Genomic DNA, 13,293 nt, shown 5'->3' with positions numbered 1-13,293 from the left:
GTTACGGTCGGTGCATGTCGATCACGTCCTCGCCCCGCCTGCGCGGCTTCCTGGCCGCCGGTCTCCTGTCCACCGCGGTCCTGACCGGGTGCGGCGGGGACGACGCCGAGGCCGACGCGGGCGCCGGGTCGGGCAGCAGCAGCAAGGCGGAGGAGGCCATCGCCAAGGAGGACGCCGACCCCGTGGTCGACCTGGCGTCGGGCCTGCTGCCCGCGGAGGCGTTCGGTCCCGACGCGGTCGTCGCGTCGGTGTCGCCGGAGGAGCTGCAGAAGGGGGCGGGCCTGGCCGCCTCGTTCGACGACGTCGAGATCATGCCCGATGCGTGCAACAGCGCGGTGCAGGGCACCCAGCCCGACCTCGAGGACTTCGAGGACATCGCCGCGGTCAGCGCGACCCAGGGGACGTCCGCCGTCGTGGAGATGCTGGTCCGCGGCGGCCCGACGCGCGGAACGGTGGAGGCCCTCGCCGGCGCCGCCGAGCGCTGCCCCGAGGCGCAGGTCACCTCGCCGGACATCGGCTCGGCCACCGTCCGATTCCAGGACCTGCCCGTCGCCGACCTGGGGGACGGCGCCGCGGCGCTGCGCTACACCACCGTCGTCGCGCTGCCCGACGGCACGGAGCTGGCGGTGCCGGCGCTGCTGGGCGCCGTCGAGGACGGAGACCGGCTGGTCGTGCTCACGCAGCTGGCGGTCGACCCGACCGGCGCGGCCACCCCCGAGCTGGACGACGCGGCGTTCACCGCGCTGCTCGAGCAGGCGTACCGGGCGCAGTCCGACGCGCTGGACTGACGCTCTTCGGCGGCCCGTCCACAGGCCGGGGCGCTCTCCACAGATCGTCCCGGACGGCTCCGCGGGCCGGTTCCCGCGGCCAGGGTCGGGGGCATGCCCCTCCCCGGCCCGGCAGACCCGGCCCCCTCGTTCCCGCCCGCCTTCCCCGACGGCACCGGCCCGCCCGTGACCGTGCGGATCGGCGACCCCGGCGAGCTCGCCGCGGGGCTGCCCCAGCTGCTCGGCTACCACCCGCACGAGTCCGTGGTGCTGGTCGCCCTGGCCGGGGAGTCCGGGCGCCGCGTCGGCCTGACCGTGCGCGCGGACCTGCCGCCGCCGGGCCAGGCCCGCGCCCTGGCCGCGGTGCTGGCGCGCAGCCTGGCCACCGACCGGCCCCGCGGGGCGCTGCTGATGGTGGTCTCGGAGGCGCCGGACGACGCCTCGCCCCTGCTGCCGCCCGGTCCCGGCGGGGAACCCGGCACCGACCTGCCGCACCGGCTGCTGGTGCACGAGCTGGTGCTGGCGCTGGACGCGGTGGGCATCCCGCTGGGGTCGGCGGTCCTGGTGCGCGACGGCCGCTGGTGGGACTTCGACTGCCCCGACCCGTGCTGCGACCCGTGGGGTGGCACGCCGCTGCCGACCGGCGTCGGCCAGCTGGCGGTGGCCGCCGTGGCTGCGGGCAAGGTGGTGGCGCCCACCCGCGACGCGCTGGCGGACCGGCTCGCGCCGGTGGCCGGCGCGGCCGGGGTGGCGGTGGAGCGGGCGGTCCTGCGCGTGGCCGGCGAGGGGCGGGCCGATGTGTCCACGGCCTGGGGGCGGATCCGCGCAGCGGTCACCCGCGCCCGGCCGGGGCCCGACCAGGAGGTGCCGGACGACGAGGAGCTGGCCCGGCTCGTGTGGAGCCTGTGGCAGCCCGACGTCCGGGACCGGGCCGTCCTGCTCTGCCTGGAGGACGGGGCGGGCGCCGAGGCGCTGTGGTCGGAGTGCACCCGGCGCGCGCCGTCGCCGCTCGACGGCTTCCCCGCCGCCCTGGTGGCGATCTGCGCCTACCTGCGCGGCGACGGCGCCCTGGCCAACACCGCGCTGGACCGGGCGCTGGACAGCGATCCGGGCAACCCGCTGGCCCGCCTGATCGCCGACGCCCTCTCGATCTGCGTCTCGCCCCGGCAGCTGCGCGCGATGCTGCACGAGGCGGGCGCCACCACCGCGGCGGAGCTGCCGGGTGCGGCGGGGAGCTGACGGGCCGGCCGGTGCGCACCGGCCGGTCCGCTCACAGCAGGGCGGGCCGCTGCCAGGGCTCGCCCAGCACGTGCTCGGCGAGGAACGCCAGCACCGTCTCGTACCAGACCGACGAGTTGCCGGGGGTCAGCACCCAGTGGTTCTCGTCGGGGAAGTAGAGGAACTTCGAGGGCACGGCCCGCTTCTGCAGGGCGTACCAGAGGTGCAGGGCCTCGCCGACCGGGACGCGGTAGTCCTTGTCGCCGTGGATGACCAGCATCGGCGTCCGCAGGGCGTCGGCGTAGCGGTGCGGGGAGTTCTGCTCGTAGCGGCGCGGCTCGGTGAGCGCGTCGCCCCATTCCTTCTCCCAGTAGTACGCGGCGTCCGTCGTCGAGGTGAACGAGTCGAGGTGCCAGAGGCCGGCGTGGCTGACGACGGCGCGGAAGCGGTCGGTCTGCGTGGCGATCCAGTTGGCCATGTAGCCGCCGAACGAGCCGCCCATCGCCGCGGTCCGGGTGGCGTCGATGTCCGGGCGCTGCTCGGCGGCGTCCACCGCGGCCATGAGGTCGGTGTAGGGGGCCTCGCCCCAGGTGCCCCATCCCCGGCGCACGAAGTCCTGCCCGAACCCCTGGGAGAGGGCCGGGTTGGGCAGCAGCACGGCGTAGCCGCGGGCGGCGAGCACCCAGGGGCACCACCGCCACGACCACGAGTTCCAGCTCATCAGCGGGCCCCCGTGGATCCACAGCACCAGCGGGGCCGGGGAGTCGGCGGAGGTGCCCTCGGGCAGCACCAGCCACGACTGCACGCGGGTGCCGTCGGCGGCGGTGGCCTCCACCTCGTGCAGCGTGCCGGGCAGGGCGTCGATCGCGCCGGGGCTCGGCAGGGGCGACGGTTCCTGGCCGGTGGCCTCCGGGTCCAGGCGCACCGGCAGCGGCGGGGAGTCGTAGGCCGAGCGGAGCGCGTACAGCGCGCTGCCGTCCCGGGCGACCTGCAGGTGGCTGTAGGCGCCGTCGGCGGTGAGCCGGACCGGGGCGCCGCCGTCCACGGGCACCCGGAAGACGGCGTGCCGGCCGTCGTCGTCGGCCAGGAAGTAGACCGCCCGGCCGTCGGCCGAGAACTGCGGTGCGCTGGGCCACCGGTCGAACCCGGCGGTGAGGTCGCGGACCCCGCCGTCGGCCACGTCGACCAGCAGCAGCGTGTAGTCCGGTGGCTCGGCGTAGCTGGACAGCGCCTCCCGGACGCAGACCAGCGCGGAGCCGTCGGGGGAGAAGGAGGCGCCGTAGACGTCGGCCAGCGGGTCGTCCACGAGGACCCGCGTGCCGCTGCCGTCGGTCGCGGTGAGCACCACCCGGTTGCGGTGGCCGGCCGGGCCGTCGGGCACCTCTTCGGAGCGGGCCAGCAGGCGCCCGTCGGGGGAGAGGGTGAACTCCTCGCCGGCGCCGTTCGGCGGCGTCGCGTCAGGAGTCAGGTCCCGCAGCGCGGGGGGCTCGCCGTCCTCGTCCTCGGCCAGCGGGCCGGCCCAGAACAGGTGCGGGGACGCCGGGCCCAGGTCGGAGTCCCAGTGCCGGACGGGGTAGCTCTCGTGCAGCACGGCGGTGACGCCGGCGTCGGCCCGCGCCTTGCGGCGCTCCTCGTCGGCGGCGGCCTCCGCGCCGCCGGGCAGCGTGGCGGAGGCGACCACGACGTCGCCGGTGCCGGTCGCCACCGCGACCCCCGAGATGCCGCCGGGCCGGGTGAGCAGCGGCCGGGCCTCGCCGGCGCCGGCGGGCAGGCTCCACAGCGCCGGCTTCGGGTCACCCGCCTCGGCGGCGGTGGGGTCGGGGCGGGTGGAGGTGAACAGCAGCGAGCCGTCGGGGGCCCACACCGGCGCGGACTCGCCGGGCGCGCTGCGGGTCAGCCGGCGGGCCGGCCGCTGCCCCGCGGGGTCGACCTCCCAGAGGGCCGACTGCCACTTCTTGCCGGCCGGGTCCAGCGTGGCGACCGAGATCGCCAGCCGGGTGCCGTCGACGGAGAGCGCCAGCGCGCCGATCCGGGGCAGCGCCGCGACGTCGGCCGGCCGGGAGAACGGCGTGCGCGCAGGCTCGGGAGCCGTCGGCTCCGTCGCCGCGGCGTCGGCGGGCGGAGCGTCGTCGGCCGGCGAGGCAGAGCCCGGGGCGTGGGGGCCCGTCGGATCGGTGGGGTCGGACGGGCTCACCGGGACCTGCTCTCAGGAGGGGTCGACGTCGGCCCCACCGTAGTGAGCGCTCGCCCCGCCCGGGCTCGCACCCGGGCGGGGCCGCACTCAGAGCAGCGGAGCGGCCTCCAGCGGGGTGAGCTCCTCGTCGACCGCGCTCACGAACATGTGCCGGGCCACGTCCAGGGGGAGCGGGTAGTCGTCCAGGACCACCGACCCCTCGACCAGCCGGGCCCGCATGGTGACGCCGGGGCGCACGCCGTGGTCGGCCAGCGACCGCAGCAGCGTCGCGTCCTCCTGGAGCTGCTCGCTGATCCGACGGATCACGACCGGACGCCCCTCGGGGGTCGCGGTCGTGGAGAGCACGGTGAGCGCGTCGAGCACCGCGGAGGTCTCGCCGCCCAGCGGCTCGTCCCCGCGCAGCGCCTCCAGGCCCGGGATCGGGTTGCCGAACGGCGAGACGCTGGGGTTGCCGAGCAGGGCGAGCAGCCGGCGCTCGACCGCCTCGCTCATGACGTGCTCCCAGCGGCAGGCCTCCTCGTGGACGTCGGCGTAGAGCGTGTCTGCTAACTGCGGACCCGGTGGTGGATGATCATGCAGGCGAGGAGGACGCCGCCCAGGTAGGTGGTGGCGTACTTGTCGTATCGGGTGGCGATGGCGCGCCACTGCTTGAGCCGGCCGAAGCCGCGTTCGACGGTGTTGCGGTCCTTGTAGCGCTCCGGATCGCAGGCAGGTGGCCGGCCTCCGGCCGAGCCCTTCGCCTTGCGGCGGGCGATCTGGTCGCTGCGTTCGGGAATGGTGTGAGCGATCCTTTTCGCCCGTAGGTGCGCCCGGGTGCTGGGGTGGGAGTACGCCTTGTCGGCCAGCAGCCGGAAGGCGCCGGTGTCGCCGCGGTCGTGGGCTTCCAACAGCGGGATCAGCTGCGGGTTGTCACCGGCCTGGCCCGGTGAGAGCAGCACCGTCAGCGGGCAGCAGTACCGGTCGGTCAGCGCGTGGATCTTGGTGCTCAGCCCGCCGCGGGAACGACCCAGAGCGTGATCGGCGGGCTCGTTGGTCAGGTTCTTGTCATTCGACAGGGCCCCCTGTGTGGCCCTCGTGCCGCGCGCCGGCGGAGTGCTGATGGGCACGGGCGATGGTCGAGTCGACCGACAACAGGCTGCGCAGCTGCTCGTCGCGCTCGGGGGCTGCGGCGCGAACCGCGGCGAACATGCGCAGGTAGGTGCCGTCGTCAGACCACCGACGGTGGCGCTCCCACACCGACTGCCAGGCCCCGAAGTGCTCGGGCAGGTCACGCCACGGCGACCCCGTGCGAAACCTCCAACTGATCCCCTCCAGCGTCAGCCGGTGGTCATTCCACGGCCGCCCTTGATGGCCGCCTGCCGGCAGCACCGGCTCGATCAGCTCCCACAACTCGTCTGGAATCTCGTCCGCGCGCAGCATTCGTCGAGCGTCGCCTGCGAACCCTCAGATCTTTGGCAGACACGCTCTAGTCCAGCCCGATGACGTCGACCAGGAGGCACTCGGCGAGCCGGTGCTTGCGCATCACCGCCGTCGCCAGCTGGCGGCCCTCGTCGGAGAGCTGGAGGTGCCGGTCGCCCTCCACCGTCAGCAGGCCGTCGCGCTCCATGCGGGCCACCGTCTGGCTCACGGTGGGACCGCTCTGGTGGAGACGCTCCGCGATCCGGGCCCGCAGAGGGGTGATGCCCTCCTCCTCGAGCTCGAAGATGGTGCGGAGGTACATCTCCGTGGTGTCGATCAGGTCGTTCACAGGTACTCCTCCGGGTCGGCGGCCAGTCTACGGGCGCTGCGCCACCCGTCCGGGTCCCGCGACGCGGGTCGCAGGGGGCGCGTCACCCGGTCGGCGCCGGTAGCGTCGCCCCTGCCGGCGGTCGGGCGCCGGCGTGCGTCCGGGCAGGCCAGCTGCACGAGGAGGTGCGATGAGCGACTCGGTCACCGTCGTGTGGGACGAGAGCCTGCTGGGCTACACGATGGGCGGCGAGCACCCGCTGCACCCGGTGCGGCTGGACCTCACCATGCGCCTGGCCGACACCCTCGGCGTGCTGTCCAGCGACCGGGTGCGGGTGGAGCGCCCCGCCCCGGCCGGCGAGGAGCTGCTCACGCTGGTGCACGACCCGGAGTACCTCGAGGCGGTGCGCCGCGCGCCCGCGGACCCGGCGGTGGGCCACGGCCTGGGCACCTCGGACAACCCGATCTTCCCCGACATGTACGACGCCGCCGCGCTGATCACCGGCGGCTCGGTGATGGCCGCCCAGCAGATCCACAGCGGCGCCGCGCAGCACGTCGTGAACATCGCCGGCGGGCTGCACCACGCCATGCGCGACGCCGCGTCGGGGTTCTGCATCTTCAACGACGCCGCCGTGGCCATCGCCTGGCTGCTCGGGCAGGGCTACGAGCGGATCGCCTACGTCGACCTCGACGTCCACCACGGCGACGGCGTCCAGGCCGCCTTCTACGACGACCCGCGGGTGCTCACCGTGAGCATCCACCAGACCCCGCTCACCCTCTGGCCGGGCACCGGCTTCCCCGAGGAGACAGGGGACGCCGAGAAGGCATCGGGCAGCGCGGTCAACCTGGCGCTGCCCAACGGCACCGAGGACTCCGCCTGGCTGCGGGCCTTCAGCGCCGTCGTCCCCAGCGTGCTGCGGGCCTTCCAGCCGCAGATCCTGGTCACCCAGTGCGGCTGCGACGCCCACCACGAGGACCCCCTCGCGGACCTCGGGCTCACCATCGACGGGCAGCGCGCCAGCTACCGGCTGATGCACGAGCTGGCCCACGAGATCTGCGACGGCAGGTGGATCGCGCTCGGCGGCGGGGGCTACGGCCTGGTCCGCGCCGTGCCGCGCGCCTGGACGCACCTCATCGCCGAGGCGGTGGGCGCCCCGCTGGACCCGGCCACCGAGATCCCGCAGTCCTGGCGGGACGACGTCGTGTCCCGGGGGCTGCGCGCCCGGCCACCCACGCACATGACCGAGGGCGGCTACACCGGTTTCGCCCGCTGGGACGCGTTCACCGAGAACCGGGTGGACCGGGCGATCCTGCGCACCCGCCGGGCCAGCTTCCCGCTGTTCGGCCTCGACCCGGACGACCCCCGTGACTGACGATCCGCGACCGGCTCCCGGGACGCGGCCGGAGGACGGCGTGACCCCTGAGGAGAACACCCCGCAGCCGCCGCCGGGCTGGGAGGCCGACATCGTGGCCGCCGACGGCGGCACCGTGCACCTGCGGCCGATCACCCCCGAGGACGCCGACGGGCTGGTCGGGCTCATGGACCGCAGCAGCGACCAGACGCGGTACTACCGGTTCTTCGGGCCGATGAAGCGGCTCTCGGACAAGGAGCTGCACCGGTTCACCCACGTCGACCACGACGCCCGGGTCGCCTTCGTCGTGCTGCTCGGCGACCAGGTCATCGGGGTGGGCCGCTACGACCGCTACCCCGGCACCGACGACGCCGAGGTCGCCTTCCTCATCGAGGACGCCCACCAGCGCCGCGGTCTGGGCTCGGTGCTCCTGGAGCACCTCGCCGCCGCCGGCCGCGAGCGGGGCATCAAGCGGTTCGTCGCTGAGGTGCTGGCGCAGAACAGCTCGATGGTCCGGGTCTTCCAGGACGCCGGCTACAAGTCCAAGCGCTCCTACGAGGACGGCGTCGTCCACCTCACCTTCCCGATCGAGCAGACCGAGGACGCGCTGGCCGTCGCCTACGAGCGCGAGCAGCGCAGCGAGTCCCGGTCGATCGCCCGGCTGCTCACGCCGTCGTCGGTCGCGGTCGTGGGTGCCAGCAACGACCCGGGCAAGATCGGCAACGCGCTGCTGCGGCACCTGCTCGACTACGGCTTCGCCGGCCCGGTCTACCCGGTGAACCCCTCGGCCCGGCACGTGCGCGGCGTCCCCGCCTACGCCGACATCGAGTCCATCCCCGACGACGTGGACCTGGCGGTGCTCGCCGTGCCCGCCGACGAGGTGGAGGGCGTGGTCGAGGCCTGCCGCCGCAAGCGGGTGCGCGGGCTGGTCGTCGTCTCCGGCGGGTTCGGTGAGACCGGCCCGGAGGGCCGGGCGGTGGAGCGCCGCCTGGTCGCCTCGGCCCGGGCGTCGGGCATGCGGGTCGTGGGCCCGAACTGCCTGGGCATCGTCAACACCGACCCCGCGGTGCGGCTGAACTCCTCGCTGGCGCCGATGGTCCCGGGGCGCGGCCGGGTGGGCTTCTTCGCCCAGTCCGGTGCGCTCGGCGTCGCGCTGCTGGAGCGGGCGCGCAGCCGCGGCATCGGGCTGTCCACCTTCGTCTCCGCCGGCAACCGCGCCGACGTCAGCGGCAACGACCTGCTCCAGTACTGGGCGACCGACCCCGGTACCGAGGTCGTGCTGCTGCACCTGGAGAGCTTCGGCAACCCGCGCAAGTTCGCCCGCCTGGCCCGCACGGTCGGCCGCACCAAGCCGGTGGTCGCGGTGAAGAGCGGCCGGCACGTCGGCGTGACGCCGGGCCTGGCCGGCACGTCGGTGGCGGTCCCCGAGCAGTCGGTCGCGGCGCTGTTCGCCTCCGCCGGCGTCATCCGCGTGGAGACCGTGGCCCAGCTGTTCGACGTCGGCACCCTGCTGGCCCACCAGCCGCTGCCGGCCGGCGACCGGGTGGCCATCGTCGGCAACTCCACCGCCATCGGGGTGCTCGTCGCCGACGCGGTCCTCGAGGAGGGGCTGCAGCTGGCCCACCGCGAGCCGGTCGACATCGGCGTGAACGGCACGCCCGAGCAGTTCGCCGCCGCGCTGCAGGCCGCGGTCGACGACGACGGCGTCGACGCGGTCATCGCGGTGTTCCTGCCGCCGCTGATGGCGGGCTCGCACGAGTTCGGCCCGGCCCTGCGCGAGGTGGCCGCGGGTGCGACCAAGCCGGTGGTGGCCAGCTTCCTGTCGACCGAGGGGGTGCCGCCGGAGCTCGCCGTCCTCGACGAGCACGGCATGCCGGCCCGCGGTTCGGTGCCCTCGTACAGCACCCCGGAGCGCGCGGTGATCGCGCTGGCCAAGGCGAGCGAGTACGCGCGCTGGCGACGCCGCCCCGTCGGCGACGTGCCCGACCTGCCGGACGTGGACGAGGAGGCCGGTCGCGCGGTGGTGGCGCGGGCGCTGGCCTCGGCCCCGGCCGGCCGCGAGCTGGACGACGACGAGCTGATCGCGCTGCTCGGCGCGTACGGGGTGCCGCTGCTGCGCACCCGCACGGTCACCGACCCCGAGTCCGCGGTCGCCGCCGCGGCCGAGGTCGGCTACCCGGTGGTGCTCAAGTCGACCGCGCCGTGGCTGCGGCACCGGTCCGATCTCGGCGGCGTGCGGCTGGACCTGGTGGACGCCGACGACGTGCGCGCGGCGTACGCGGCCATCCCCTCCGGCGACCCGGTGATCGTGCAGGAGATGGCCGCCCCGGGCGTGGCCACGGTCGTGGAGATCGTCGACGACCCGTCGTTCGGCGCGCTGGTCAGCTTCGGCGTCGGGGGCGTGGCCACCGAGCTGCTCGGTGACCGCGCGTTCCGCACCCTGCCGCTCACCGACCTGGACGCCGCCGAGCTGGTGCGGGGCCCGCGCGCCTGGCCGCTGCTGGACGGCTGGCGGGGTTCGGAGCCGGTGGACACCGCCGCGCTGGAGGACCTGCTGCTGCGCGTCGCCCGGCTCGCCGACGACCTGCCCGAGGTGCTGCGGCTGACCCTCGAGCCGGTGATCGTCGGCCCGGCCAACCCCTGGCACGGCGGCCGGTCGCTGGTGGTCGCCGGCGGCACCGCCCGCGTCGGCCCGCCGACCGCGCGCATCGACCCCGGCCCCCGCCGGATGCGGTCCGCCATGTGATCGGTCGTCCTCCGGACGACACCGCGGCCACGAACGCAGGAGCGCCGGTCACCGTTCGGTGACCGGCGCTCCCGTCTGCAACTCAGGCGAGGTAGTCGCGCAGCGCGTCGGCGCGCTCCGGGTCGCGGAGCTTGGCCATCGTCTCGCGCTCGATCTGGCGCACCCGCTCGCGGGACAGACCGAACTGCTTGCCGATCTGCTCCAGCGTGCGCGGCTGCGAGCCGTCGAGGCCGAAGCGCAGGATGACGACATCCCGCTCCCGGTCCTCGAGGGTGTTCAGCACGGTGCGGACGTCGCCCTTCATCATCTGGAAGGCGACGGCGTCCTCGGCGACGGCGGCGTCGGCGTCCTCGATGAAGTCACCGAGCCGCGACTCCTCGTCGGCACCGACGGTCTGGTCCAGGCTGACCAGGTCGCGGCTGTGCTCGAGCAGCTCGACCACCCGCTCCTCGGTCATGTCCAGCTCGAGGCCGATCTCCTCGGCAGTGGGCTCGCGCTCCAGCTCCTGGTGCATCCGGCGGCGGGTGCGGACCACCTTGTTCACCTGCTCGGCGAGGTGGACGGGCAGCCGGATGGTGCGCCCGGAGTCGGCCATGGCCCGGGTGATGGCCTGCCGGATCCACCAGGTGGCGTAGGTCGAGAACTTGAAGCCCTTGGTGTAGTCGAACTTCTCCACCGCCCGGATGAGGCCGACGTTGCCCTCCTGGATGAGGTCCAGGAACGTCATGCCGTGGCCGGTGTAGCGCTTGGCCACCGAGACGACGAGGCGGAGGTTGGCCTCCAGCAGGTGCGCCTTCGCGGCCTTGCCGTCGACGGCGAGGATCTTGTAGTCGCGCTTCTTGGCGGCCGAGATCGTCGGCTTCTCGGCGAGCAGGCGCTCGGCGTAGAGGCCGGCCTCGATGCGCTTGGCCAGCTCGACCTCCTGCTCGGCGGTCAGCAGCGCGGTCTTGCCGATGGTGTTGAGGTACACCCGCACGAGGTCGGTCGACACCAGGCCGGTGGTGTCGGGCTCACGGCGCGGGGTGCGGGAGCGCACCTCGAGGGTGTCGGTGGGGGAAGACTGCAGCAGCGTCACGATGCTTCTTCGTCCTTGCCTTCGATGCGGATGCACCCGCCGGTCGTCGGTGGCTCGGCGGTGCTGTCATCCGGGGGGTCGACGGGGGCGCCCGGGTTGGCCGGACCGCCCCTGTCTGTCGTCTGTCCGGTGTGGTACGGAATGCACAACGGCGCGAGCCGCCCCGTGTGTTCCGCCGTTCCCCGCTTCACAGGCAATCCGCAGGGAGTGTCGTCGCTCACCCCTGCTACCCGCGGACGGGCGAGGTCAGACCTCCAGGAGCAAGGTCATCGGCCCGTCGTTGACCGAGGACACCTGCATCCGCGCCCCGAAGACGCCGGTGGCCACCGTCGCGCCCCGCCGCCGCAGCTCGGCCACCACCTCGTCGACCAGCGGTTCGGCCACCTCGCCGGGCGCCGCCTCCGACCACGAGGGGCGCCGGCCCTTGCGGGTGTCGGCGTAGAGCGTGAACTGGCTGACGACGAGCACCGGCAGACCGAGGTCGGCGGCCGAGACGGTGCTGTCGTCGCCCGGGAAGATGCGCAGCTCGTGGATCTTGCGGGCCAGCAGCCGGGCGCGGCCGGCGTCGTCGTCGTGGCCGACCCCGACCAGGGCCAGCAGGCCCGGGCCGATCTCGCCGACGGTCCGGCCCTCCACGGTGACCGCCGCTGCACCGACCCTGGTCACCACCGCACGCGCCTGGTCATCGTCGCGCACCGGTCGTACCGTCGGGGCACGGACCCGCGGTGCACCCGAGGTGCCATGTGGGGCCGGCGGCACGGTCGTACCTGGCCAGCACGAGGGGGCGTCCATGGACGCGGACTCCGCCCCGGGGGTGCCCGGGGGGACGATCGCGATCGAGGTCGAGGGCGATCAGCGGGTGCTGGTCCTCCGCGGCACCGTGGACACCGCCGAGGCCACCCACTTCCGCGCCGCCCACGGGCGGGATCGGCAGGTGGTGGACGCCATCGACGCCGGGTCGGTCACGTTCATCAGCTCGTCGGGCCTGAGCCTCATGGTCATGTACCTGGAGGCGGCGGCTGCGGCGGCCGGCCGGCGTCCGGTGCTCCGCTCGGCGTCACCGACGGTGAACCACGTGCTCCGCTCGGCGGGGCTGGACGCACTCTTCCCGCGGAGCGGGCCCGCGGCATGACGCCGCGGTCACGAGCGTCGTCCGGAGCAGCCGGCCTTGCGCAGGGCCGACGGGCCCCGGACCACACGTCGGGATCATCGCGGTCCCGGCGCCCCGGACGAGCCGCTCGAGGGCGCAGCGGGCGCGGCGCCGGCCAGCGAGCGGCCCTGCCGGTCCACGGTGGCCAGGACGGTGCGCAGCGCGGGACCGGGCCGGCCCTCGCGCGTCGCGACCACCAGCCGCCGCCGGACGACGCCCTCGGCAACGCTGCTGACCGCCAGGCCGGGGTCCGCAGCCGGCAGGGTGAGCGCCGGCATCAGGGCGACCGCGCCGGCGGTGCGGACGAGCTCGAGCTGCACGTCGGCGTCGTTCGAGCGGTGCCGCAGGTCCGGCTCGTAACCACCCAGCTCCCGGCAGGTGCCCACGACCGACGCGTGGTGGCCGGTGCCAGCGGCGGACGAGGCCCACACCTCGTCCCGCAGGGCCGCCAGGGGGACGGCGCCGCCCGGCGCGGCGAACGGGTGCCCGGCGGGCAGCACGAGCAGCAGCGGTTCCTCCAGCAGCGGGGTGAACGCCAGGCCGGCCGGGCGGGGTCGCGGGTGGCCGTCGTACTCGTCGCTGACGACGAGGTCGAGCCGGCCCAGGCGCAGCTCCGGCAGCGCCTGCTCCACCTCCAACTCGGAGATCTCGACCCGGAGCCGGGGGTGCTCGGCGAGCAGCCGGGCCACCGCCGGCACGAGGACGCGGCGGGTGGCCGACTGCAGGCCACCGACGCGGACCGTGCCGCGGACGTCGTCGGTCAGCGCGGCGAGGTCGGCCCGGGCCGACTCCGCCGCGGCGAGCAGGACGGCGGCGTGCCGGGCGAGCAGGTGCCCGGCGTCGGTCAGCCGGACCCCGCGGCCGGCCTTCTCGACCAGCTGCGCCCCGACCTCGCGTTCGAGGACGGCGAGCTGCTGGGACACCGCCGAGGGGCTGTAGCCCAGCGCGGCGGCGACGGCGCCGAGCGTGCCGCGGGTCTCCAGCTCGCGGAGCAGCCGCAACCGCCGGAGGTCCAGATCGACCATGCAGGAATGCTAACCAGTCCGCTCCAGGAACCGTCACTGGA

Annotated in this window: 10 protein-coding genes and 2 pseudogenes; 5 read left to right on the top strand and 7 right to left on the bottom strand. The window is 74.9% G+C overall.

Features of this window, described 5'->3' with window-relative positions; genetic code table 11:
• The first annotated feature begins 14 nt into the window (after positions 1–14).
• Positions 15–788, top strand: a complete 774-nt coding sequence (locus tag JKP75_RS12160; protein ID WP_200490978.1) for a hypothetical protein — start codon at positions 15–17, stop codon at positions 786–788.
• A 93-nt stretch (positions 789–881) separates the two neighbouring features.
• The gene (locus JKP75_RS12155) at positions 882–2,006 is read left to right on the top strand and encodes a DUF4192 domain-containing protein (RefSeq protein WP_200490979.1); all 1,125 of its coding nucleotides are present in this window, start codon (positions 882–884) and stop codon (positions 2,004–2,006) included.
• Positions 2,007–2,037: 31 nt separating this feature from the next.
• On the opposite strand, the gene JKP75_RS23985 is transcribed toward JKP75_RS12155, so the two are convergent.
• From JKP75_RS23985 to JKP75_RS12135, 4 genes and pseudogenes are all read right to left on the bottom strand, one after another.
• Positions 2,038–4,179, bottom strand: a complete 2,142-nt coding sequence (locus tag JKP75_RS23985) for a S9 family peptidase (protein WP_200490980.1) — start codon at positions 4,177–4,179, stop codon at positions 2,038–2,040.
• A gap of 87 nt (positions 4,180–4,266) precedes the next feature.
• A complete protein-coding gene (locus tag JKP75_RS12145) occupies positions 4,267–4,824 on the bottom strand; it encodes a metal-dependent transcriptional regulator (protein ID WP_309229788.1) in 558 nt (185 codons plus the stop codon).
• Positions 4,725–5,598: pseudogene (locus tag JKP75_RS12140) on the bottom strand (IS5 family transposase). The gene JKP75_RS12145 and the pseudogene JKP75_RS12140 overlap by 100 nt, the downstream one beginning before the upstream one ends.
• Before the next feature lie 52 nt (positions 5,599–5,650).
• Positions 5,651–5,926, bottom strand: a pseudogene (locus JKP75_RS12135) (metal-dependent transcriptional regulator); the annotation flags it as partial.
• Between the two features lie 169 nt (positions 5,927–6,095).
• On the opposite strand from JKP75_RS12135, the gene JKP75_RS12130 reads away from it, so the two are divergent.
• Positions 6,096–7,277: an acetoin utilization protein AcuC gene (locus JKP75_RS12130; protein ID WP_200490982.1), complete on the top strand. Its 1,182-nt coding sequence runs from the start codon at positions 6,096–6,098 to the stop codon at positions 7,275–7,277.
• Between the two features lie 40 nt (positions 7,278–7,317).
• Positions 7,318–10,002, top strand: a complete 2,685-nt coding sequence (locus JKP75_RS12125) for a bifunctional GNAT family N-acetyltransferase/acetate--CoA ligase family protein (RefSeq protein ID WP_200490983.1) — start codon at positions 7,318–7,320, stop codon at positions 10,000–10,002.
• A gap of 82 nt (positions 10,003–10,084) precedes the next feature.
• Here the strand turns inward: JKP75_RS12125 and sigB are convergent, their stop codons facing one another.
• Both sigB and dtd read right to left on the bottom strand, forming a co-directional pair.
• The gene (sigB, locus tag JKP75_RS12120) at positions 10,085–11,077 is read right to left on the bottom strand and encodes an RNA polymerase sigma factor SigB (protein WP_200490984.1); all 993 of its coding nucleotides are present in this window, start codon (positions 11,075–11,077) and stop codon (positions 10,085–10,087) included.
• Between the two features lie 246 nt (positions 11,078–11,323).
• Complete coding sequence (gene dtd / locus JKP75_RS12115) at positions 11,324–11,773, bottom strand: D-aminoacyl-tRNA deacylase (RefSeq protein ID WP_309229787.1); 450 nt, start codon at positions 11,771–11,773, stop codon at positions 11,324–11,326.
• A 94-nt stretch (positions 11,774–11,867) separates the two neighbouring features.
• Between dtd and JKP75_RS12110 the strand changes: the two genes are divergently transcribed.
• Positions 11,868–12,209, top strand: a complete 342-nt coding sequence (locus tag JKP75_RS12110; RefSeq protein ID WP_200490986.1) for an STAS domain-containing protein — start codon at positions 11,868–11,870, stop codon at positions 12,207–12,209.
• Positions 12,210–12,283: 74 nt separating this feature from the next.
• On the opposite strand, the gene JKP75_RS12105 is transcribed toward JKP75_RS12110, so the two are convergent.
• Positions 12,284–13,252: a LysR family transcriptional regulator gene (locus JKP75_RS12105; protein WP_200493117.1), complete on the bottom strand. Its 969-nt coding sequence runs from the start codon at positions 13,250–13,252 to the stop codon at positions 12,284–12,286.
• Positions 13,253–13,293 lie beyond the last annotated feature (41 nt).

It is taken from the genome of Blastococcus sp. TML/M2B (assembly GCF_016612865.1).
Lineage (GTDB): Bacteria > Actinomycetota > Actinomycetes > Mycobacteriales > Geodermatophilaceae > Blastococcus.
The sequence above is the reverse complement of the archived record's forward strand: the minus strand, read 5'-3'. Positions and strand labels throughout refer to the sequence as shown.